The following is a 21,253-nucleotide window of genomic DNA, read 5'->3' as shown; positions in this document are numbered from 1 at the left end:
CCTCCCGATATTCTTAGGGTTTGGTTCATTGTATGGTTGTGGTTGTCCTGATATGAGCTTGGCGGGACGATTATTGGTAAAATAAAATACGTAATCAGGAACAATGCGTTCCATAAAGAAGCTATTTGGCAAGTCTAAACTACAGCCGCGCCATGAAACGAGGCAACCCCATAAAACCCGAACGCATATTGTCGGGCTGCGCACCCTTGTCGCTGCTATTCTCTTGTAAGGAGGTCATAACGAAATGGATGCACTCAGAGGCATGAACAGTGCGCTGGCGTATATAGAGGCGAACTTGGCGTCGGACGAGCTGGATGTGAAGGCAGCAGCCAGGCTTGCGCTCTGTTCGGAGTATCATTTTCAGCGGATGTTCTCGTTCCTTGCTGGCGTATCGCTATCCGACTATATTCGCCGCAGACGGATGACGCTTGCCGCACTCGAACTTACAGGCAGCAGTGCCAAAGTAATCGACATCGCGGTCAAGTACGGCTACAGCTCGCCCGATTCTTTCACAAGAGCGTTCCAGGCGATGCACGGCATATCCCCGTCGGAAGCGAGAACGGGCGGTCATGCGCTGAAAGCTTATTCGAAAGTGACCTTCCAACTATCTGTTCGAGGAGGCAGCGAAATGCAATACCGCATTGTAGAGAAAGAAGCATTCCGCATCGTCGGCATCATGCGAAGAGTGCCGATTGTGTTCGGCGGCGTGAACCCGGAGATCGCCGCGATGTGGCAGAGCTTGGACGCCGCATTGATTAAGACGATAAAGGAGCTATCCAATACGGAGCCCAGCGGCTTCATTAGTGCGTCTACGAATTTCTCCGATGGGAGGATGCAGGAGCAGGGCGAGCTGGACCATTACATTGGAGCGGCAACGACGCTTCCGTGTCCTTCAACGATGAAGGCACTTGAAGTTGAAGCGTCGACGTGGGCCGTGTTCGAGGTCGTGGGACCTTTCCCGAATACGCTTCAGGATATATGGGGCCGCATCTATTCGGAGTGGTTCCCTACTTCGAGCTATGAACAGGTGATGGGACCGGAGATGCTCTGGAACGCGGATAAAGATACGACTTCGCCAACCTTCCGCAGCGAGATCTGGATTCCGGTTAAGCGCAGAACGTAACGAAGCGATACAATGGCAGCGCGCTGTCAATGTATGATTAACGTATACGGCAAAAGAGCCTTGGTCTGGATCATACGGACGAAGGCTCTTTCATTTGAACAAAATTCGCCAAGCTATTTACAAATTCAACCTCCTTACTTATAATGTGGAAATATTTTTCAACCTATTATAAGTGTCGGAGAGTGAACAAAATGCGGATATTCAGATCGCTGTGTCTAACGGTACTCGCTTTGATGGTATGGGCGGTTACCGTGCCGGTGGATCAATCGGCTGTTGTAGACGCTGCGGCGGGACAAGCGGCAGATTGCGGTAAGACGTGGTATAACGCGAGCATGACCGTTGTGCCGAGAGGCATGATTACGTTCAAGGGGCAGGAAGAGCCGATTTACTTTAAGGAACCTTTCAAAGATGGCATTTACAAGCTCAAGGAAACATTAAGCAAAGGTTCTCAAGTCTATGTGAGAGAGCCAGTCAAGAATTCAGGTGTTCTCTACTACGATATCGGCAATAACCAACTTGTTAAGGCTAGTGCTAGCGTCAAATATACAGCTATTCCAACGAAGGTTAGAACCTGTGTTGAACAAGCGGTATTTAATCATAACGTCAGCACATGGGTTGCCGAGGCGAAGAAGCTGAAGACGCCACTGCTTCGGCTTGCGTATTTGTTTACGCAGCTTAGCAAACATGTTGATTACGATTATCCGCTCTATTATGGTACTGGGGGATATGTGGAGTCGTATTCGAATCTTGGTGCAATTTCCTATGGCAGAGCAGTCTGCGAAGGATATGCAGAGGCGCTAAAGCTGTTGCTTGACAAGGTCGGCATTGCCAACCGGCTGATTACTGGTACTGCTGTCAATGGAGATGGACCAGGGGGGCATATGTGGAATCTTGTGAAGCTTGGCGGGTTAAGCTATCATGTCGATCCGACGTGGGGAGATAATGATGGAAACTCGTTCCGCTACTTCTTGATTCCGGACCAGGACATGCAGCGCGATCACCAGTGGAGCGGGAAGACATACGCCACTAGCGATAAATATGCTTTCATTGACCGATATTCGATATACGGATTTAATTTCAACTTCCAAGATGGTTCTTTCTTAACAGGGGGAGCCACCATTGATAGAATGTGGCTGGACAACTCGAAGGCAACGCAGATTTCACCAAAGGGCGACTATGTATTCCGGCACCAGCAGGTGTACAACAATCAGATTTATTATCTGACCCTCGATGGAGTCAAGAGGATGGATATAAACGGCGGGAATGCTCAGCTTCTTACGGATGCTCGAGGGGCAACGAATGATTACTATGTATTTAACGGCAAGGTGTACTACACTAGTAATATAATGAATCCCGACCAGTCGTATTCGTTTGAGCTGTATCAATGCAACCTGGATGGCAGTAGCGTCAAGCTTGTGCATGAATTCACCGATTCGAATCGCAGCTTTGACGGTTTCACCGTCGTCCGTGTCGGCAATCGTGATGCGCTCTACTACTATACCAGTGACAAACAAATGGTAGAGCTCGATAAAGTGTGAAAAAAAAGGCCGGACTTCTCATACGAGAAGCTCGGCCTTCTGTTCGATGTGCAGCTGGCTGCGGGACATGCGGTTACGCCCGGTTCGTTTGGCATGGTAGAGCGCCCTGTCGCAGCTCGTGTAGAGATGTTCAATCCGTGTTTTCGCGTCAGGAACAACCGTTATGACACCTAAGCTAATCGTATAATTCAGGGAAACAGCGTCAAGCGGTGCGGATTGCCGGACCTTCTGCATGATCGCTGAGGCCAGCTTGTCTGATTCGACCTCGTTAGAGTCTGGCAACAGAATTCCGAATTCATCGCCGCCGTAGCGTACGAACAGATCAGCCTCACTGAGATACGGCTTAATCTGCCCGACCAGGTCCTGCAGCACTTGGTCACCGGCGTGATGACCATGCGTATCGTTGATTTGTTTGAATTGATCGATATCAAACAAGAGATAGGAGACCGGATTGGCCTGCTTCGCAGCATGATGGATCGCTTTGTCCGCATAGTCTGTAAAGGCTCTGCGGTTGAAGGTATTCGTCAAGCTGTCATAGCTCGCCAAGCGGACAAGCTCATGACTGGCCTGTTCCTTCAGGAGGAGGACAAAGCCGGTACTGCTAAGAACAAGGGCAAGATAAATGGTCATGATGGAGATGAGTTGAAACGAGCTCGGTTCATACAGGCTTGTCCAGTTGGTTGCCTGCCAAGCGGATATTCCTCTGAATAAGCAAGCCGCCATAATAAGCATATATACACCGCCGATGGCGCGCATTAAGGCGCTGGCACTTTGGTGAAGAGCGACTCGGCAGGTCGGGAGCAATAGAACGCCCATGGTTATCGAAGAGCAGACGATGCGATAATGCTCCTCGTTATGGAATACGTATACATATTGAAAACTGCCGATACAGAGTGCGGTAATGAGGAGATAGAGTTGTACTAGCGGCCGGTTAGGCGCATACTGGATGCGAAGCAGGGCAATGACCTCGAGCGCCAAGCCGAGCAGCATCAGTGAATTAGCAATTGAGATCGACAGCCAGTCCGCAATATCGCCGCGAAACACCGCTAGGAACCATCCGGCCGTTTGGGCTGTTTTTGACGTGAGGAACAGGATCTTGATCGTATTCATCCTCTGTTTATCTCGCCAATATGCGGCGATAAGCAGCAATGTTAATAGATAGCCGATGCCAAGAGCTGTTGTAATGGTCTTCATATCGAATAAGATAGGCATATGATGTGTCACCAGCTTGAGATGTAATTTATTACAAGGACTCCTCTATTATAGCAAAAGCAGATGTGCTGTATATAAAAGCTTCTGACAGGAGGAACTAGAGTTGCAGTTGTTTCGCATGAACATTCAAGCAGAGGGCAAGCATGGATTGTCCGAATATCTTGCCAATCATTATATCCGCTTCGGCAAGCAGGGTCTTGGCGATCTAAGTCTCATAGCCAATTACGGTCAGCTCGCTGTGAAGCTGGCGGAAGTCTACCCGATAGCTGAAGTGCAGCAGCAGGTGGATATGCATATGTTATTCGCCCACGTTATGCAAGACGGCGATTATATTCTCGTTAACGATGGCGAGCGCACTTATTTAGGTGACCTCGGCGACTATTACTATGTTGAAGAATATGATACGACGGAGGAAGACAGCGGTCACCGGCGAGGTGTTACGTGGCTTCAGCAGGTGGAGAGGGAGAGCATACATCCGGAGCTAGCAGCTTTCCTTGAACAGGACGCGGAAATCAGCCAGTTCGATCGTCCGCTCAGCCGCGAGCAGTTGGACCAATTGCTCGTGAAGCCGGCTGCTGCAGCTGCGTCGCAGCTAATTGACGCTGAGACAATCTCGCAAGCGGTCGCGATTCTAAAAGAAGCAATGCGAAGCGAGGACACGGAGCGGCGGGAACGGGCGGCGATTGCGCTCTTGCAAGCGGCGGCTCTGCAGCTGCATCGGCCGGCCTCGCTAGAATAGGACGTTATGCGCCTTAGCGAGAGCCTTTGCCTCCACGCAGCGATCTGCGAATAATCATGGGGCCGATCATGCTGCCAAACATACCGATCATGACCGAATGCAGCGGCAGCTTGATCATATAATACAGCGCGGTACCGCCGATAATATCAATGACGATAAACTTCTTGATTTCAGACATCGGAATAACGACGACGATAAACTCCTGTTTGGTTGACATGTGCGGCACTCTGCCTCCTTGAATCATCTCTCCATGTGAAAGTGTATGGCGAGAAGGCTTTGTCCGATGTCCGCCTCACTGGCTTTACGTGAATAAAACCTGTATACCCGGCTTAGCAAGCAGCGGCGGGCATACAGGTTTTTTTGATGGTCATTATTTATACACAAGTGAATGCGTCAATACGGGACAGATCGAAGCCGGAGAACATCCAGAAGAAACCGTTCCAGCGGAAGCCGGATACGGAAGTCCGGCCGACGAAGATCGGATAGAACCAGAAGCCTGCTCCATTGCGAGGCCAGATGTACGTATAGCGGAACATGCAGCGGGAGATGGCCCCTGGATCAATAGCGAGCGTCGATGTGAGCGGCTTAATTGGAACAGTTGACGGCGGTGGTCCTGCTGGCGCTTGCTGTGAGCCTTGCGGTCCAAACGGCGGGGTAAATGCCATTAATAATTCACTCCTTTAAATAGATGGCTTGTTCATGTTAAGCTGCCGGTTACAGCAGCGAGATGGCAAGCAGGTTAAACAGCACGAGCGGCAGCACGTTGTTGTAATAAACCGGCGGTCCACCTGGGAAGAAAGCGCGGTCGCAGCCTTCGTTCGATAGACAGATAAACAGAACGCCGCGGTGGCAGGACACGATATGCCCTTCAAACACGTCGCCATCGCAGGTTTCTACTTTCACGAGCCGGTGAACATGCTCTGCACACAGCTGATGGAGATGGTCCTTAACCGCCATCATCGTTTTATGAACCTTCCCGTCGCACTGGTAGATCGGCTTATGGCCGTGATGGGGTTTATGTTCATGTTGGGGTTTATGCTCATGCTGGGATTTTTGCGCATTGTTCGATTTATGCTCATGGTGAAGCGGCTTATTTTCCTGATTTGCCGAAGTTTGCGAGTTCATAGCTTGATACCTCCGTTTATAATCATGGAGCATTCTATGCAGAAGCCTAGCAGGGCGTTACGGAGATTCGGACCGCTTGCAGGCGTGGGTGGCGATATTTTACTTATAGTGGCTAGTCTAGTTAAATAATCGTTCTGGAAACATGCAGCTAGCGAAAAGTGCTAGAATGGTAGCATAATTAGAAATTCATCTATGGCGATGGGAGTGGGCAAGGGAAATGTCGGACGTGCTAGTGGAAGAATACAGAGGCGAAATTGTGGAAAATGTACATCGCGGGCGGATTTGCGGTGTGAATGATAAAGGTGAGGTTTTGTATGCGGTTGGCGATATCGAGCTGCCGACATTCCTTCGTTCGGCGGCCAAGCCGCTGCAGGCGCTGCCTGCCGTTGCGCGCGGCGTACAGGAGCAATTCGGGCTGAGCGATGCGGAGCTTGCGCTTATGGCAGCATCGCACCGGGGAGAGCCGTTCCACATTGAGGCACTGGAGTCGTTATCGCGCAAGATCGGTCTCGTGGAGGACAACCTGGTCTGCTTGCCGACGTATCCGCTGAATCCGGCAGAGCGCGACAGCCTGTTTAAGGACGACAATCCGAAGCGGCGCATTTACCATAACTGTTCGGGCAAGCATTTTGGCATCATGTCACTGTGCAAAATGCTAGGCGTGGGCACGGATGAATACTGGGAGAAGGAGCATCCAGCCCAGCAAGAGATTCTGCAGACAGTTGCTGCGCTCGCGGACTTCCCTGCCGAGAATATTCAGCTTGGCGTCGACGGCTGCGGCGTGCCAGTCTTTGCGCTACCGCTGAAGAATATCGCGACGGCGTACATGAAGCTCGCTTGTCCGGATCTGATCGGAGACGCAAGCCTGCGCGAGGCGGTAGAGCGCTTGACGAAGGCAATGAATGCGGAGCCTCAGATGATTGGCGGCTCGAACCAAATCTGCTCCACGCTGCTACGCGATTCGAATATCGTAGCCAAGGGTGGGGCGAAGGGCGTATACTGCTTCGGCCTCAAGGAAGAGCGTCTCGGCTTCGCGCTGAAGGTGAGCGACGGCTCGGAGGAAGAATGGCCGCTCATCGTGGCGAGCATTTTGCAGCAGATCGGCTACAGCAATCAAGAGACGATTGACAGCATGCTGCAGCTGGCAGTGCAGAAGGTCATTAATGACAATAACCGTATTGTGGGCGACAACAAAGCGGTGTTCCTTTTGCAGCAGGTATAGGCGAGAAGGCAAGAAGGCGTGAAATGCGAGAAATGCGAGAGTATATGGACTTGTAAATTCGTGAAATCGTGAATTCGTAAAGGAGTGGTCATGAACGATGAAGTTTGAAGTAATGACGACAACGGAGATCGCAGCTCGAATTGCAGATTCGCTGGCGGCGCAGCTGAAGGAGAAGCCGGATTCCGTACTGGGCATGACGACAGGCTCTTCGCCGATCAAGTTCGGCATCTTTCAGGAGTGGATTCGCAGGGAGGAAGCGGGAGAGCTGGACTTCGCCGAGGCAACCTTCGTCAATCCCGATGAACTGATCGGCATTACGCCGGATCATCCAGAGAGCTACCGCACCTTCATGCAGGAGCATCTGTTCCAACATCTGCGCACGAAACGCAAAGCGGCTCATATCCCGGACGGTTCCGCGGCGGATCTGGATCAGGAGTGCAACCGGTTCGATCAAGTGCTGCGCGACTTGCAATTCGCCGATTGGCAGCTGATGGGGCTTGGATTGAACGGGCATATCGCCTTCATTGAGCCCGCAAATGCTATACCCGTAACCACTTACGTAGCGGATATCTATGAACAGAATCGTCCTTCGGGCTCTGTTCACTTTCACACACCAGAGGAAGTGCCGAGCCGGACGATTACGATCGGTCTCGAAGCAGTCATGAAAGCACGAGCTATCGTGCTCGTTGCAGCTGGCGCTAATAAAGCGGATATTGTGGCAGAGGCGTTCCACGGTCCGGTAACGACCCGCGTGCCAGCATCTCTGCTGCAGCTTCACCCGAATGTAACGGTTATTCTGGACGAGGGATCGGCGAGCAAGCTGACCTTGTAACGAGAGGAGTGCGATGAGCGCGATGAGTATTAAGCTCTTATGCTTGGATGGTTTGACGGAGGAACAGCAAGCGGCTATACGGCTTGCTTCGCCGAATGCGGAGATTGTATTCGGGCAGCATGGAGCCGAAACCGATGATGTGCATTACCAGGAGGCGGAGGTTATCTTCGGCTGGGATGCGAAAGTAAAGGGCATAGCGCTGCAGGCAGGTACGAAGCTGCGCTGGGTGCAGAGCTGGTCGTCCGGCATCGATAAGATGCCGCTGCAGCAGCTTGCAGAGCGCGGCATCATGCTCACCGATGCCAGCGGGGTTCATGCGAGGAGCGTGTCGGAGACCGCTCTCGCGATGATGCTCGGCCTCTCGCGCGGCATCGCAGCGGCCGTCCGCAATCAACAGGGCGGCGTATGGGAGAGTCCGCATACGCTGGCTGAGATGAACGGCGGCACCGTTGCTATTGTCGGTGCGGGCGAGATTGGCCGCGAAGTTGCGCGGCTTGCACGCGCGTTCGATATGCGCGTCATCGCGGTTCGGCGCTCGGGCGGCACGATGCCGGAGGCCGATGTGGTGTACGATACGGGCCGCCTCGACGATGCGCTGCGGGAAGCGGACTATGTCGTGAATATTCTGCCGCTGACGGAAGAGACGGCGCATCTGTTCCACGCGGAGCGGTTTGCCGTCATGAAGCGAAGCGCGTATTTCATCAACGTCGGACGCGGCGGTACCGTGCGAACCGAGGATCTTGTGGAGGCACTCCAGCAAGGAATCATCGCAGGCGCGGGACTCGACGTGTTCGAGCAGGAGCCGCTGCCGGCCGGTCATCCGCTCTGGTCGCTGCCGAACGTCATCCTGACCCCGCATAATTCCGGGGGTCATACCGTTCGTAATGCAGAGCGACTCGTGAAGCTGTTCGTCTCGAACCTGCAGCATTACTTGGCAGGCGAGATCGGAAGCGTGCGCAATGTCGTTGACTATTCGAAGCAGTATTAAGTAGGAGTGGCGTTCGACGGGGATAACTGCGCTCTACCCGCCAACGCCTTGATCTCATCCGGCTAACGAATCATATATTGCTTATTTAGCGGATTTCATCTGGTGATATCAGCTAACGAACTGTGGACACGCTAATGCGCTGATTTTTCTACCCAAATGGATCAAATTAGCGAAATAACGTTACCTAAGTTCGTTAGAATAGCAAACTCGCCAAATTTGCTCGAATAACGCCACTTGGGTTCGTTAGAGGGGGAGCTGGGCTCGCCTTGCTGCACTGTGACCTAAGTAGTAGCGATATTTTACACTGGGCTGGCTCTTGTCACAAGGAGCCGGCTTTTTCTTATTACGGCTCAAAGCACGCAATGAAGTGCTCCGCTCTGCGCGAGAGCTTCTGATCCTTCAGCCACACGATGCCGACTTCCGATTCGAAATGCGCATCGCGCAGCTCCAGCACCCTGACTTGATCCGATGGGAAGGAAGCAATGACGGACTTCGGGAACACGGTGACGCCAATGCCTGCCGCGACAAGCGACATAATTATGGCGACGCTGGAGCACTCGCCGATTAGATTCGGTTCTAGACCCTTGCGCTTGAACTCTTGAACGATATGCTCGTGCATGCGAATCGTCTTGTCCGTCTTCAAGGTGAGAAAATCGAACTTCGCCAGCACTTCGATGCTAATCGCACGATCACTGGAAGCGGGTGCCCAGGCGGCGGGCATCAGCGCTACATACGGATCGGAAGGGAGCGGGTGAACCGCCAGCCGCGCCGGCAGAATATCCGATTCAAAGGGCAGCCGCGACACCACCAGCTCGATCGCGCGGTTGCTGAGCATCTCCCCAAGCGAGTAATGGTCGCCCTCGGCGATTTTGTACGTGACGAAGGGATACTTCCTTCTGAACTCCTGGATCGGTCTCGGCAAAATGGATACGCAGGAGACGACAGCACCAATGGAGAGCGTTCCCCTTATGCCAGCCTCGAGCTCTCTGACCTCGTTAACCGTTTCATCGAACTGCAGCAGCAGCGCTTCCGCTTTGCCCTTCAGCAATTCCCCCGCCGCGGTGAGTGTCAGCTCCTTGCGTCCCCGTTCAAACAGCTTCGTGCCGAGCTCCTCCTCCATGAGCATGAGCTGGCGGCTTAGCGGCGGCTGCTCCATATGAAGCAGCTTGGCTGCCCGCGTAATTTGCTTCTCCTGCGCAATCGTCAGGAAGTATTTGAGCTGTCTAATGTCCACAGTTGCTGCCCCCTATGTCGCATACCTTGAAAGTATGGATAATCGACCTAATAGATATTTTATATATACCTCTCACGGTGGTAGTATGCAATCAAAATCAACAATGAGGGAGAAGTGGGAAGTATGATCCGAATCGAACAAAGCACGAATTTGAAAGCGAAACCGCCGCAGGGGGAGCTTGGTTTCGGGCTGTATTTCACCGACCATATGTTCATGCTCGACTATGACGTATCGAAGGGTTGGCATGATGCTCGCATCGTTCCCTACCAGCCGCTCACGCTGGACCCGGCAGCCAAGGTGTTTCATTATGGGCAGACGATCTTCGAAGGGTTAAAAGCCTACCGCGGCAACGATGGCCGTATCCGGCTGTTCCGTCCGGAAGCGAATATCGCGAGGATGAACCGTTCTAATGCGCGTATGAGCGTGCCGCAATTAGACGTTGAGCTGTTCCTTGCCGCGCTGGAGAGGCTAATTGAAGTGGATGCGGCATGGATTCCGTCCGAGCCAGGCACTTCGCTCTATATTCGGCCGTTCGTTATTGCGACGCAGCCGGTGCTGGGCGTTGCTCCATCCGAGCATTATCAGTTCGCCATCATCATGTCGCCCGTAGGCGCGTATTATCCCGAAGGCATTAATCCGGTTCGCATCTTCGTAGAGTCCGAGCATGTCCGCGCCTCCGTCGGCGGGGTAGGCGAAGCGAAGACAGCGGGCAATTATGCCGCTACGTTCATGTCCCAGCAAGCTGCAAAAGAAGCGGGCTACACGCAGGTCATGTGGCTGGATTCGTCGCAGCACCGGTTTATCGAGGAAGTGGGCAGCATGAATGTGTTCTTCCGCATAGACGGCAAAGTGTGTACGCCTGCTCTATCCGGAAGCATCTTGGCAGGCATTACGCGCAGCTCCATCATTCAGCTTCTGGAGAGCTGGGGGATAACAGTCGAGGAGCGGACAATCTCAATTGAAGAGGTTTATGAGGCAGGTCGAGCAGGGTTGTTGGAGGAAGCGTTCGGCACGGGAACGGCAGCAGTTGTATCGCCTATCGGGGAGCTGTGCTGGCAAGGCGAACGGCTCATGATTGGCGCTGGCAACGCAGGTGAATTATCTACGCGTCTGTATAGCACGTTGACGGGCATTCAGTACGGAACCGTGGAAGATCGCTTCGGCTGGATGAAAGAAATTGATTTACAGGCGATCATACGTTCTGATAGTATGGAATAAATTAGTAAAATTAGAGACGAAAGAGTAATCTCTAAGGCTTATGCCTTGCAGCAACCAAGCGAGAGGCGAGCAGCACAGTGACGATGAGCGCTGCGCTTAGACAGAGCCCGATACGTTCATTACGGTGCAGCATTGCGCCGGAGATGGCAATCAGGATGAGGCCGATGCCTGCGCATGCGGCGTATGGATGAGCAATTGCGCGGCGTGGCTTTTGAGCTGGATGTTGTCTGCCTTGCAGCTTCAAGTAAGAAGCCAGAATGAGAATCCAGTTCAAGATAAGCATGACGCCTGCAGCCGTTGTGACGTACTCATACATCGTGTTCGGGAGGATATAAGAACAGCCGATGGAAACAGCTAGGGCGGCTGCGCTCAGCAGCAGCGATTTCCATGCGACGCCTCTTCGGTTCAGCGAGGCAAGCCCGCGCGGCGCATCGCCGTCCTCGGCGAGGGAGACGATGATGCGGCTGATCGAGAAGAGCGCGCCGACCATGGTGGAGAAGGCCGCGCTAATAATGACGAGATTGAACAACGAATCGAGGTACGGAATGGAGAAGGCCGACAGCGCAGTGACGAATGGGCTGGTCGCTTCGCTGAGCCCACGCCAATCCGCCATGCGCAGTACCAGGTACAGCGCCAGCACATAGATGAGCACAAGCGAAATGAGCAGCGTTGTGCCCGCTTTAATGATGTCTTCTTTGCGCCTTAGCTCTGAAGCGGTAACGCCAACAACTTCGATGCCGCCGAAGGAGAAGAAGATGATGACCATCGCTGACCATAGCCCTTTAACGCCGTGCGGAAACCAAGGATGCACGACGTGCGAGGTAGTCACAGCCGTGGTTGACGGATGAATCGCGCCGAAGATGAAGAGGGCGCCGAATAGAATGAAGCCGATCAGAATCGCCAGCTTGACGATCGCGAAGGTGGATTCCACCTGGCTGAAGTTGCGGACGCCAAGGAAATTGATGCCGAAGCCGAGCGCCGCGTAGGCAATGGAGAATACCCCGAGTGGTACGCTCGGGAACCAATATTCCGTGAAGGTCGATAAGGCGACGATCTCGCTGGACATGATGAGAACGCCGGATAGCCAATACACCCAGCCAGACAGGAAGCCTGCGGAGCGTCCGAATGCCATTCTTGCGTAAGTACGGAAGGAGCCTGGCTGCGGATCGTTCGCCGTCATTTGGGCAAGCGATGCGAAGACGATGAATGTTGTGATCCCGGCGATGATGTAGCCGATGAGCACCGAGGGGCCAGCCGTTCGGATCGACAGTCCGGTTCCGAGGAAGAAGCCTGCTCCGATGATAGATCCGACGCCAATCAGTGACAGCTGCTGCCACGATAATCCTTTCTCATGCATAAGAGAAGCTCCTTCCTTCGTTTCCGCACGGTGGCGAATATTCCAACCGTTGTCAGTATGTCCGGACAGAGCAGCTGTTATCAGGCGGTAATTCGTACAGCAGCAAGCGCAAACACAATGGATGCGATGATTATAGAGCATGGAGGCGAGGCGATCCTCATGGAACAGGTCAGTGCGTACAAGCTGATTATGAAGGAAAAGGTACAGGCGGTAGGCTTAAGATGGGAAGGGACGTTCCAAGAGGCAGGGGCAGGAGGCATTCGGGTTATTCATACCGAGATGCAGAACCGTCTGCATCAGATCAAGCATGTGCTCGATTCAGGGACGCTGCTTGGCTTGTCCTACCACAACGACATCTTCAAAGACGGATTTACTCATTATGCGGTTGTAGCCGTGGAGCGAATTGAGGATATTCCCGAAGGTATGGTGAGCATCGAGGTTCCTACTCTTACTTATGCTACATATGAGCATCAGAAGGGTCAGAGTATCGAGGCTTCTTATACGGACATAGGCGAATGGATTGCGAATCAAGGCTATAAGCTGCATGCAGGCGAGTTGACGCATTTCGAGGAGTATCCGATGCGCCAAGATCCGTATGATTCCGATCCTACTTTTATGATTAACATGCCACTCGAGCAATAGCTTGTAATGGCTGGACGAGTCGCGAATCAGACTAGCTCATCAATGCTTGCTGACATAAGCCGGGAAACACCTCGATTGAGGAACTCCTGGCTTATGTTTGTTTACTTTGAGAGGGGGAAATAGGAGATGGGAGCTTCAGCTTCACAGGCAATTAGGGATTATATGAGTCGCTATATGGAACGTTGGCCGTTCTCGGGGACGATTCTTGTGATGCGGCAGGGCGAGAGGATCTTTCATCAGGCTTACGGCAAAGCCTCTCTTGAGCTCGACGTTCCGAACGGGCTGGATACGCGGTATGGACTAGCTTCGGTGTCCAAGCAGATGACTGCATTCGCCGTTATGCAGCTATATGATCAGGGACTCATCGATATTGATCAGCCTGTGAATCGCTACTTGCCCGTTGATCTAAGGCTCAGCGATGATCGTATAACGGCGCATCATATGTTGTCGCATACCTCCGGTTTAGCTACCTTTCATGGCAATGACCATGGCTTCTATGGTGATCGGGATAAATCGAATTATAGCCGCGACGTTCTCCTTAGCTATTTCCGCAACCAACCGCTCAAATTCGATCCGGGCACGCAGTTTGAGTACTGCAACGCCGGCTATCATATGCTGGCCTTTCTCATCGAAGCGGTGAGCGGGAAGTCATTCAAAGCTTATATGAGCGAGCAAGTATTCGAGCCTCTCGGAATGAGCAGCACGGTCGTGGAAGACGGCATGGAAATTCTGCATGGCAAAGCTTACGACTACTGCATGAGCGGATCTGATGTTGTGAGAGGGGAGTACCACAACCCGATGTTCAGCATTGGCGCTGGCGGTATTGTGTCGAGCTGCGGCGATCTGTATAAGTGGCATCAATGCTTAAGGGAGCGGAAGCTGCTTGGAAGCGCCGCCTATGATCGCTTCTTCCGGATGAACTTGAATGGCTACAGTTATGGGCTGTTTCAAGATACACGCCACGGCAAGCCGCGGGTGTATCATGACGGGGCGTACCTGGGTCTCTGTTCGTATTTGCAGAGCTTCCTTGAGGATGATATTTGCGTCATTGTGCTGTGCAATTATGGTTTTGTTCATGTCTATCGGATTGGCGATGCCATTATCGACCTTCTGTTAACCGGACAAGCGGATGTGCCCGCTATGCCTGAGGAAGTCGTACTGCCGGATGAGCTGGCGCGTAAGTACGAAGGGGTATACAAGCAAGACCGGGTGGAGCTTCGCAGGGAGAATGGTCAATGGACGTTCATTCATCTGAACAGGTTCCTTAAGCCGCTCTACCCGATCGGCGACCACCGGTTCCATAGTACATGGATGGATCACTCTTACACCCTTAAGCGGGGCGAGGATGGCAGATTCGAGTTCCTTGGCTACCGGAAGCCGCTCGTCAGAATTGGGCTTATCGGCGATTACAAGCCGGAGGTGAAAGCTCATTTGGCGATTCCGCTCGCGCTAGAGCTTGCGGCGGCAGAACTCGGCTGCGAGGTACAGTATGAATGGATTCCAACTACAGAGCTGGACGAGCATTGGGAGAGCAAGCTTGCCTCGTATAACGCGCTCTGGTCGGTGCCGGCAAGTCCTTACGCAAGCATGCAAGGCGCGCTGAATGGCATTCGCTTCGCGCGGGAGCACGGTATTCCGCTGCTGGGTACCTGCGGCGGGTTCCAGCATATGGTCATTGAGTATGCGCGAAATGTGCTTGGCCTAGCAGAGGCGGACCATCAGGAAGTGAATCCGGCTGCTTCGCTTCTGTTAGTCACGCCGCTTACCTGCACGCTCCGTGAAACAACGGATACCTTCATTCTTACAACGGGCTCACTCGTAGCGAAGGCCTATGGACGGCAGGAGATTACGGAGCAATACGGGACATGCAGCTATGGGCTTAACGCCGAGTTCCTTGCGAGATTCGAGAGCGGCGGAATGCCTGTCGTTGGCGTTGATACGGACGGCATCGCTCGGATTATGGAGCTTACCTCGCATCCGTTCTATATCGGCGCATTGTTTCAGCCCGAGCGGTCGGCACTCAGGAACGAAGTGCATCCGCTGATCAAGGCTTACTTGCAAGCAGCACTGGGCTATACTAGTGAAAGATCATGAGCAATGCCAATATGAGCAGAGGGGATGCGAAGCGATGGGAAGCTTAACGCCATATATTCAGTCGGAAGACGCACGGGCACACGCTGCATTTTATGTGGAGGCGCTCGGCGGTGAAATCCTGTCTGTTATGACCCATGAGCAGCTTATGGGCGCGCAGCATAAGTTCAAAGATAAAGTGATGCATCTTAGTATGGTCGTCGCTGGCGGCAACTCCATCTTCATGTCGGACCGGATGGAGGCGCTCGAGTATGGGACAGCCATTTCACTCAGCATGTCCTATCCAACGGAAGCGGAAGCAAGCGAAGTGTTCGCGAAGCTGTCGGCAGGAGGAAGTGTCCGTTATCCGATCGCGATGCAGCCGTTCGGCATCTTCTACGGGGAGCTTGTTGACCGGTTTGGCGTGACGTGGAGCATTACGGCAGAGACGCCGCAAACGGGCAAGTAGCATGGATAGAAGAGCATGGCGCAGCGAGCGCCGTGCTCTTTTTTTATTTGGTAAGCGTTTCGGGCAACGTATTCTTAATAATATCTGTAAGAAGGACGGCATAAAGCTTAACAATTGCCGCTTACAATTAAGAGATGGCTTCTACCGATAGGGAAAGGAAGTGAATCAAAGTGGCGGTGCTGCGAAGATTAGCGCCAGCTGTGCTTAAGGCCGTATTCTTGGCGGTCATCGTCTTCTTCATCGTGCGGAATATTCCGCTAAAGCTATCGGATATTTCTTCGTTTCTATTGACAGCGAATGTGGAGTTCTACGCTTCATTGGCTTTGTTTGCATTCTTCTTGATGCTGCAGGCGGGAATTTGGGTGCTGATTGTGAATGCAGTAGGCAGAGAAGGCCGGCGTTCTGCCAAAGAAGGAAGCGGTGGCGGGTTGCTGAGGCTGCTGCCTGGTCTGCACATCTTTATTAACTCGCAATTTGCGAAGTACATTCCCGGAGGCTTCTGGAACTACGCCGGACGCATCGTGCTTGCCTCTCGTGCGGGAGTACCGCTGAATGCTCAGTTCTCCGCAATTATTTATGAGAATATCCTCCTCGTCTCGGCCGCTCTGATCTACGCGCTGATGCTTGCCGTGACATTAGGCACGCCTCCGCAGCTCATTCTGATCGGCGTGCTGGTCGGCTGCGCCTTGATTTACTTCTACTATCCGCGCGTTACAGCGTTGACGGGCAGATTGTTTGAGCGGGCTTCCAAGTGGAAGCTGCTGCAGCGGGCGATCGCCAAGTTCTCGGGACCTTTCGGCGACGATGCTCGCCTTAGCGGGGCGAAAGCTCTGCTCACGCGCAATCAATTCTTCGGCTATTTGGCGTGCTTTCTCGGCAGTCATTTCATTATGGGGATCGCCTTCTGGATGCTGACGAGGAGCTTCAGCGGCGAGCATATCGGCTTGTTCTATGCGGCAGGGACGTTCGCGACATCATGGCTGCTTGGCCTGTTTAGTCCGCTCCCGGGCGGGCTTGGCGTCCGCGAAGGGTTCCTCGTTTATTTTCTATCCCTCAGACTTGGGGCAGATGTGGCGCTGCATATTTCGGTGATTGCGCGGCTGTGGAATATCATGGCAGAGGTTGCATTTTGGGCTGTGATCCAATCGCTTACTTACCTGAAGAGAAAGGTGAAGGTCTATGAAACGTAGAAAAATCGTTCTCGTTACAGGTGTTTTCCCTCCTGGCATCGGCGGTATGCAGAACTATTATTACAACTTATCGAAGCATACGAAGCATGGCATGACCGTCATTGCGCCGGAGTATGAGGGGGATGCGGAATTCGATAACGGGCAGCCGTTCACGGTTACCCGGGGGTCCTTTATGCGTAATGAGCAAGTCGATGTGACGAGCTGGCTCCGGCTATTCCGCCAAGTGCGGCGGACGATGCGCAGCGAAGAGCCGGATGTGACGATCTACGGCTATGTGCTGATCGGCTTTATCGGGCTGCTGCTGAGGGTGTTCAGCGGAAGACGATACGTCGTTTCGACGCATGGCATGGATATGCTCATGTTCCGGCGATATATTGGCCTCAACCAAATCGTGAAGCTCATTCTGCGCAAAGCGGACGGCATTCTGACGAACAGTGAGTATACGAGGCGTCTAGTGCGGCAATATGGGGTTCACCCCGATCGAATCGGCATCGTCAATCCCGGCGTGGAGAAGATCTATGAGAAGAAAGCCTTGAACAAGGAGCTTGTGCAGCAGCACGGCTTGGAAGGCAAATATGTCATTCTATCGGTCGGACGTCTCGTGACACGCAAAGGCAATGACCGGACGATTGAAGCGATGCCAGCCATTCTGGAGCAAATTCCGAATGCGGTGTATGTCATTGTCGGCGACGGCCCAGACCGGGAACGGCTAGAGAATCTTGCTCAGGCGGTAGGCGTGTCGGACGCTGTGCGATTCATCGGCAGCGTCAACGGAAGTGAGCTGCTCAACGAATACTTCAACCTGGCGGACCAGTTCATCATGGCATGCCGGGAGCTGGAGAAGGGCGATGCGGAAGGATTCGGCATCGTCTATTTGGAGGCGGCGTCCGCAGGTGTGCCCGTCATCGCCGGACGCTCCGGCGGGGCAGTGGAGGCGGTGCTGGATGGAGAGACCGGATTGGTGGTCGACCCGCATTCGCCGGCGGAGATTGCGGCTGCCATTAGCCGTCTCGCTCATGACGCAGAGCTGCGAGAGCAGCTAGTTCGCAGCGGCTACAAGAGGGCGAAGACGCAGTTCCAGCACGAGGTGCTGGCGGAGCTGTTCGACCAGTACGTCGGGCGGGTATGCGCGCGTCCGGCGACGAGATGGAGACGCGCCCGTGCAGGGGAGACCGCGGTCAGCAAGCGGTCTTGATCTTGGCTTGAATGAGTCGTGCGGCGTGTGAGGCCGCACGGCTATTTTGCCTGCAGACGCGAGGGGTTGTCCCTGTGCTACAATGGAAGCAGCATGATCGCCATACAAGGGGGCAGGCTACTTATGAACTGGAAGTATATCGGTTATTTCATACTCGCATTTATTGTCACTCATATTCCCTTTATCGGGTCGTTCTTCCGCATCGCGAACACGCTCATCCACGAGTCGTCGCATGCGATTATGTCGCTCGTTCTGCAGGGGAAGGTGCTGCAGATTCGCCTCTTTGCGAATACGGAAGGCGTTACCTACACGATGTCTTCGTCGTATCTGGCCTCGATGGCGACAAGCGTGGCTGGCTATGTGGGTTCCGCGCTTGCCGCTTACGGATTAGCGCTGCTCTGTGCCAGAGGGAAGCATACGGTAACACTCTGGCTGTTCGTCATTCTAGCCTCCGTCAATGTGCTGCTCTGGGTGCGCAATCCGTTCGGCATCGTGTGGCTGCTGCTCTTCATCGGACTGCTCGCTTTTGCGCTGTGGCGGAAGGGCAACTGGGCCGCTGCGCTGTCGATCGGCTTATTTGCAATCGTGCTGTCGGAGTCAGTAGCGAGCAGCTATACGATTCTGTGGCTCAGCCTTTACACGCCGGCTGGTGCGGGAGATGCAGCGGGCTTGGCTAACAAGACGGGGCTGCCTGCCGGATTCTGGGGCATCTTCTTCATGCTTCAAGCGAGCGTGCTCGGCTATCTGAGCGTTCGGGCCGTGCTGCGCAAGAAGCGCGGCGGGCTAGCGAAAGGGCGAGGGAGTCGCGGCTCCTCTGTTACTCCGCCTCTTTAACCGCAGCGAGCTTCGCGCCCCACGACTCCGGATGGACGTCGCGGATATGCTTCGCGAAGATCCAATGATGGCCTTCCAGGTCTGCTGCAACATATTGCTGTTCGCCGTACTCCGTCACGCCTAGCGGTTCAATGATTGTGGCCTGTGCAGCGCGGGCTGTCTCGTAATGCGCTTCGATATCATCAATAAACAACATGACCGACTGCGTCTGGCCGCCAAGCCTTGCAGGGCTCGTGGACGATTGGCCGGGGCTCTTGAGCATAACCCAAGCGTTGCCCCGAACCATCATCGCACCGTGCAGACTGCCGTCAGGGAGCTCGAAGCGGAAGTGCTCCGCTAGACCAAAAGCGCTTTGCAGCCACTCCAGAGCGGCGGCAACATTCTCATAGAACAGGTGAGGCAAGATGGTATCGACCGGCACAGAACGATTGTGAATCATGGGCAGGCACCTCCGAATAATTGGGTGAGGACGCGTTATGCGATCAGCATATCATAGCGTAACGCCATATCGTTAGCGAAATCTAAGCTGCACTTGGAATCATTCCAGAAGCAGCTTTTTTTATATTTTCCGATAAGAAGCGGCACATTTCCCTGTGCTCATGTGTTATAGAGATGTAGCTACAAAATACTTTCGTCAGGAGGTGTCGAAAACGAAGTTGGAATCGTTACAGCAGCGACAGGATGAACGAGATATCGAGAGGCTGATTGCCTCCGTTCAACAAGGGCATGCCGGGCAGTATGCCGATATTGTACGAATCTTTCAGCAGCCGATCTTTCGCTACTGCTATCGCCTGCTTGCGGACAAGCAGGATGCGGAAGACGCGGTCCAGGATATTCTCGTCAAGGCGTACCAGTCCCTTCATCAATACAAGCGTGCCGAGCATTTCTCGGCATGGATATACCGGATTGCGCATCGGAATTGCTTGAATCTGCTGCGCCGGCGACGGCTGCATCAGCAGGTGATGCGGTTTATGCGACTGGAGCTTATTACACCGGGACCAGAGTCAGAGCTTGGGGGAGAGCTGTACAGTCCAGCGCTTGCAGCCGCACTCACCAAGCTGTCGTCCGAGGAGCGCAGCTTGCTTATTCTGCGGGTGTTCGAGGAGAAGTCGTTCGAAGAATTGAGCGATATGATGCAAGTCCGCCCGAATGCACTCATAAAGCGGATGCAGCGCATTAAGCAGAAGGTGCAGAGGGCAATGCGAATAGCAGAGGAGGAAACGGTAAAATGGAGCGAACCGAGCAATTTACCCATGAATACCGAGATATAAGAGCAGCGGGCGAGCGAGCAAGCATGCCGGAAATTAACGTGGTGGAGCAGGTGATGGACCGCATCACGGCACAGAAGCAGAGGCAGAGGAGCGGAGCGGCGTTCAGGAGCATGACAGCGCTCGGCAGTGCAGCGCTCATTCTTCTGCTCATCTCCGTAACGGCTTATGCAGCTACGGAATATATTCAAATCCGGAATAAAGCCGGGCAAGTGAAAGTGCAATATGAAGCGCCGAGCATAGCGGCGGGAAGCGGGAACGCATCGGCATACGATAAATTCGCCGCGCAGGCGCAGAAGTTCGCCGGTGAAGGAGAACTCGTTGCTTACTATGTAAAGGGAACCGGAACGCCTGCCTTGCAGTTCGAGTTTAAGGAGAAGCGCTTGAAGTCGTACGCGGATTTCGCGCAGGAGATGAAGCGGACAGCAACGCCGGAGCTGCCGAAGATGGCGCTCGACTACAAGTTCGATTACGGCACCGTGTATGCGTCCAAGCCGACCACGGATAAGGACAAGCGAAGCTCCTTCTACCAACAGACGCTTGCCGAGCTGAAGGCAGAAGCGGATAAACCGGGCAGCAGCCGCCTTGTTATGAAGAAGCTCCCTTGGACCAAGCCTTCGTCGGTCAGTGCGGTTTATTCGAGAGGCAAGGCGTATATTGGTCTGAACGCGCTTCTCATGGACGGCGGGCAGATGAATGTCGTACAGGATGCGGACAATAAGACGGATAAAGTGATGGTTGGCCGTACAACGGTTGTCTACAACAAGGTGACCAAGGACAAGACCAGCTTCGCTTATCTCAACTGGTATGACGAAGAGCAGGATGCCTACTACACGCTGACGAGCTACGGAGATCATAAGCTGACAAGGGCGCAAATGCTCCAATTGGCGAAGACCATGATTAACTAGCGAAGCACGCGGCATAAGCCGGGAAACACCTCCTTTCATGGAGGCGGTTCCCGGCTATTCTAATGCCCTCTTATAGACGGTATATTTAT

Annotated in this window: 22 protein-coding genes; 15 read left to right on the top strand and 7 right to left on the bottom strand. The window is 53.5% G+C overall.

From position 1 onward, the window contains the following. The first annotated feature begins 244 nt into the window (after positions 1-244). Together AC0YNX_RS27380 and AC0YNX_RS27375 are read left to right on the top strand one after the other, a co-directional pair. Complete coding sequence (locus tag AC0YNX_RS27380) at positions 245-1,123, top strand: AraC family transcriptional regulator (protein ID WP_475818883.1); 879 nt, start codon at positions 245-247, stop codon at positions 1,121-1,123. A 191-nt stretch (positions 1,124-1,314) separates the two neighbouring features. Continuing rightward, positions 1,315-2,661 (top strand): transglutaminase domain-containing protein, encoded by a 1,347-nt coding sequence (locus AC0YNX_RS27375; RefSeq protein ID WP_475818882.1) that lies wholly within the window; start codon positions 1,315-1,317, stop codon positions 2,659-2,661. Positions 2,662-2,679: 18 nt separating this feature from the next. Here the strand turns inward: AC0YNX_RS27375 and AC0YNX_RS27370 are convergent, their stop codons facing one another. Continuing rightward, entirely contained in the window at positions 2,680-3,873 is a 1,194-nt protein-coding gene (locus tag AC0YNX_RS27370; protein ID WP_475818881.1) for a GGDEF domain-containing protein, read from the bottom strand. A gap of 103 nt (positions 3,874-3,976) precedes the next feature. On the opposite strand from AC0YNX_RS27370, the gene AC0YNX_RS27365 reads away from it, so the two are divergent. After that, positions 3,977-4,612, top strand: coding sequence for a hypothetical protein (locus AC0YNX_RS27365; protein WP_475818880.1), 636 nt, complete (start codon positions 3,977-3,979; stop codon positions 4,610-4,612). 13 nt (positions 4,613-4,625) lie between these two features. On the opposite strand, the gene AC0YNX_RS27360 is transcribed toward AC0YNX_RS27365, so the two are convergent. From AC0YNX_RS27360 to AC0YNX_RS27350, 3 genes are all read right to left on the bottom strand, one after another. Continuing rightward, positions 4,626-4,829: a hypothetical protein gene (locus AC0YNX_RS27360; RefSeq protein WP_475818879.1), complete on the bottom strand. Its 204-nt coding sequence runs from the start codon at positions 4,827-4,829 to the stop codon at positions 4,626-4,628. 157 nt (positions 4,830-4,986) lie between these two features. Further along, the gene (locus AC0YNX_RS27355; protein WP_475818878.1) at positions 4,987-5,277 is read right to left on the bottom strand and encodes a transporter; all 291 of its coding nucleotides are present in this window, start codon (positions 5,275-5,277) and stop codon (positions 4,987-4,989) included. A gap of 49 nt (positions 5,278-5,326) precedes the next feature. After that, positions 5,327-5,737, bottom strand: coding sequence for a hypothetical protein (locus tag AC0YNX_RS27350; RefSeq protein ID WP_475818877.1), 411 nt, complete (start codon positions 5,735-5,737; stop codon positions 5,327-5,329). A gap of 217 nt (positions 5,738-5,954) precedes the next feature. On the opposite strand from AC0YNX_RS27350, the gene AC0YNX_RS27345 reads away from it, so the two are divergent. From AC0YNX_RS27345 to AC0YNX_RS27335, 3 genes are all read left to right on the top strand, one after another. Continuing rightward, a complete protein-coding gene (locus AC0YNX_RS27345) occupies positions 5,955-6,959 on the top strand; it encodes an asparaginase (RefSeq protein ID WP_475818876.1) in 1,005 nt (334 codons plus the stop codon). Positions 6,960-7,056: 97 nt separating this feature from the next. Then, the gene (locus tag AC0YNX_RS27340; protein ID WP_475818875.1) at positions 7,057-7,791 is read left to right on the top strand and encodes a glucosamine-6-phosphate deaminase; all 735 of its coding nucleotides are present in this window, start codon (positions 7,057-7,059) and stop codon (positions 7,789-7,791) included. Positions 7,792-7,813: 22 nt separating this feature from the next. Further along, complete coding sequence (locus tag AC0YNX_RS27335) at positions 7,814-8,779, top strand: D-2-hydroxyacid dehydrogenase (RefSeq protein ID WP_475818874.1); 966 nt, start codon at positions 7,814-7,816, stop codon at positions 8,777-8,779. A 343-nt stretch (positions 8,780-9,122) separates the two neighbouring features. Here the strand turns inward: AC0YNX_RS27335 and AC0YNX_RS27330 are convergent, their stop codons facing one another. Then, positions 9,123-10,013, bottom strand: a complete 891-nt coding sequence (locus AC0YNX_RS27330; protein WP_475818873.1) for a LysR family transcriptional regulator — start codon at positions 10,011-10,013, stop codon at positions 9,123-9,125. Positions 10,014-10,136: 123 nt separating this feature from the next. Here AC0YNX_RS27330 and AC0YNX_RS27325 point away from each other — a divergent pair, with 123 nt between their 5' ends. Further along, positions 10,137-11,231: a branched-chain amino acid aminotransferase gene (locus AC0YNX_RS27325; RefSeq protein ID WP_475818872.1), complete on the top strand. Its 1,095-nt coding sequence runs from the start codon at positions 10,137-10,139 to the stop codon at positions 11,229-11,231. A 31-nt stretch (positions 11,232-11,262) separates the two neighbouring features. Here the strand turns inward: AC0YNX_RS27325 and AC0YNX_RS27320 are convergent, their stop codons facing one another. After that, positions 11,263-12,588 (bottom strand): amino acid permease, encoded by a 1,326-nt coding sequence (locus tag AC0YNX_RS27320; RefSeq protein ID WP_475818871.1) that lies wholly within the window; start codon positions 12,586-12,588, stop codon positions 11,263-11,265. Between AC0YNX_RS27320 and AC0YNX_RS27315 the strand changes: the two genes are divergently transcribed. From AC0YNX_RS27315 to AC0YNX_RS27290, 6 genes are all read left to right on the top strand, one after another. Then, a complete protein-coding gene (locus AC0YNX_RS27315; protein ID WP_475818870.1) occupies positions 12,583-13,230 on the top strand; it encodes a GyrI-like domain-containing protein in 648 nt (215 codons plus the stop codon). The genes AC0YNX_RS27320 and AC0YNX_RS27315 overlap by 6 nt on opposite strands. A 126-nt stretch (positions 13,231-13,356) precedes the next feature. Continuing rightward, entirely contained in the window at positions 13,357-15,324 is a 1,968-nt protein-coding gene (locus AC0YNX_RS27310; protein ID WP_475818869.1) for a CTP synthase C-terminal region-related (seleno)protein, read from the top strand. A gap of 34 nt (positions 15,325-15,358) precedes the next feature. Continuing rightward, positions 15,359-15,769: a VOC family protein gene (locus AC0YNX_RS27305; RefSeq protein ID WP_475818868.1), complete on the top strand. Its 411-nt coding sequence runs from the start codon at positions 15,359-15,361 to the stop codon at positions 15,767-15,769. A 176-nt stretch (positions 15,770-15,945) separates the two neighbouring features. After that, positions 15,946-16,959, top strand: a complete 1,014-nt coding sequence (locus AC0YNX_RS27300) for a lysylphosphatidylglycerol synthase domain-containing protein (RefSeq protein ID WP_475818867.1) — start codon at positions 15,946-15,948, stop codon at positions 16,957-16,959. After that, a complete protein-coding gene (locus AC0YNX_RS27295) occupies positions 16,949-18,154 on the top strand; it encodes a glycosyltransferase family 4 protein (RefSeq protein ID WP_475818866.1) in 1,206 nt (401 codons plus the stop codon). Before AC0YNX_RS27300 ends, AC0YNX_RS27295 begins: the two co-directional genes overlap by 11 nt. A gap of 123 nt (positions 18,155-18,277) precedes the next feature. Beyond that, the gene (locus AC0YNX_RS27290; protein ID WP_475818865.1) at positions 18,278-18,988 is read left to right on the top strand and encodes a M50 family metallopeptidase; all 711 of its coding nucleotides are present in this window, start codon (positions 18,278-18,280) and stop codon (positions 18,986-18,988) included. On the opposite strand, the gene AC0YNX_RS27285 is transcribed toward AC0YNX_RS27290, so the two are convergent. After that, positions 18,972-19,427 (bottom strand): VOC family protein, encoded by a 456-nt coding sequence (locus AC0YNX_RS27285; RefSeq protein ID WP_475818864.1) that lies wholly within the window; start codon positions 19,425-19,427, stop codon positions 18,972-18,974. The two genes, AC0YNX_RS27290 and AC0YNX_RS27285, sit on opposite strands and share 17 nt — an antisense overlap. Before the next feature lie 160 nt (positions 19,428-19,587). Here AC0YNX_RS27285 and AC0YNX_RS27280 point away from each other — a divergent pair, with 160 nt between their 5' ends. Together AC0YNX_RS27280 and AC0YNX_RS27275 are read left to right on the top strand one after the other, a co-directional pair. After that, positions 19,588-20,259: an RNA polymerase sigma factor gene (locus AC0YNX_RS27280; protein ID WP_475818863.1), complete on the top strand. Its 672-nt coding sequence runs from the start codon at positions 19,588-19,590 to the stop codon at positions 20,257-20,259. Beyond that, positions 20,217-21,164 (top strand): hypothetical protein, encoded by a 948-nt coding sequence (locus AC0YNX_RS27275; protein ID WP_475818862.1) that lies wholly within the window; start codon positions 20,217-20,219, stop codon positions 21,162-21,164. The genes AC0YNX_RS27280 and AC0YNX_RS27275 overlap by 43 nt, the downstream gene beginning before the upstream one ends. Positions 21,165-21,253: the final 89 nt, after the last annotated feature.

Source organism: Paenibacillus sp. J31R98 (genome assembly GCF_056269245.1).
This window is presented reverse-complemented; position numbering and strand designations above follow the sequence as displayed.

Coding starts and splice junctions, on each gene's coding strand:
- AC0YNX_RS27380 (WP_475818883.1), top strand. CDS start 245: ATGGATGCACTCAGAGGCATGAACAGTGCGCTGGCGTATATAGAGGCG.
- AC0YNX_RS27375 (WP_475818882.1), top strand. CDS start 1,315: ATGCGGATATTCAGATCGCTGTGTCTAACGGTACTCGCTTTGATGGTA.
- AC0YNX_RS27370 (WP_475818881.1), bottom strand. CDS start 3,873: ATGCCTATCTTATTCGATATGAAGACCATTACAACAGCTCTTGGCATC.
- AC0YNX_RS27360 (WP_475818879.1), bottom strand. CDS start 4,829: ATGTCAACCAAACAGGAGTTTATCGTCGTCGTTATTCCGATGTCTGAA.
- AC0YNX_RS27355 (WP_475818878.1), bottom strand. CDS start 5,277: ATGGCATTTACCCCGCCGTTTGGACCGCAAGGCTCACAGCAAGCGCCA.
- AC0YNX_RS27350 (WP_475818877.1), bottom strand. CDS start 5,737: ATGAACTCGCAAACTTCGGCAAATCAGGAAAATAAGCCGCTTCACCAT.
- AC0YNX_RS27345 (WP_475818876.1), top strand. CDS start 5,955: ATGTCGGACGTGCTAGTGGAAGAATACAGAGGCGAAATTGTGGAAAAT.
- AC0YNX_RS27340 (WP_475818875.1), top strand. CDS start 7,057: ATGAAGTTTGAAGTAATGACGACAACGGAGATCGCAGCTCGAATTGCA.
- AC0YNX_RS27335 (WP_475818874.1), top strand. CDS start 7,814: ATGAGTATTAAGCTCTTATGCTTGGATGGTTTGACGGAGGAACAGCAA.
- AC0YNX_RS27325 (WP_475818872.1), top strand. CDS start 10,137: ATGATCCGAATCGAACAAAGCACGAATTTGAAAGCGAAACCGCCGCAG.
- AC0YNX_RS27315 (WP_475818870.1), top strand. CDS start 12,583: ATGCATAAGAGAAGCTCCTTCCTTCGTTTCCGCACGGTGGCGAATATT.
- AC0YNX_RS27320 (WP_475818871.1), bottom strand. CDS start 12,588: ATGCATGAGAAAGGATTATCGTGGCAGCAGCTGTCACTGATTGGCGTC.
- AC0YNX_RS27310 (WP_475818869.1), top strand. CDS start 13,357: ATGGGAGCTTCAGCTTCACAGGCAATTAGGGATTATATGAGTCGCTAT.
- AC0YNX_RS27305 (WP_475818868.1), top strand. CDS start 15,359: ATGGGAAGCTTAACGCCATATATTCAGTCGGAAGACGCACGGGCACAC.
- AC0YNX_RS27295 (WP_475818866.1), top strand. CDS start 16,949: ATGAAACGTAGAAAAATCGTTCTCGTTACAGGTGTTTTCCCTCCTGGC.
- AC0YNX_RS27290 (WP_475818865.1), top strand. CDS start 18,278: ATGAACTGGAAGTATATCGGTTATTTCATACTCGCATTTATTGTCACT.
- AC0YNX_RS27285 (WP_475818864.1), bottom strand. CDS start 19,427: ATGATTCACAATCGTTCTGTGCCGGTCGATACCATCTTGCCTCACCTG.
- AC0YNX_RS27280 (WP_475818863.1), top strand. CDS start 19,588: ATGTGTTATAGAGATGTAGCTACAAAATACTTTCGTCAGGAGGTGTCG.
- AC0YNX_RS27275 (WP_475818862.1), top strand. CDS start 20,217: ATGGAGCGAACCGAGCAATTTACCCATGAATACCGAGATATAAGAGCA.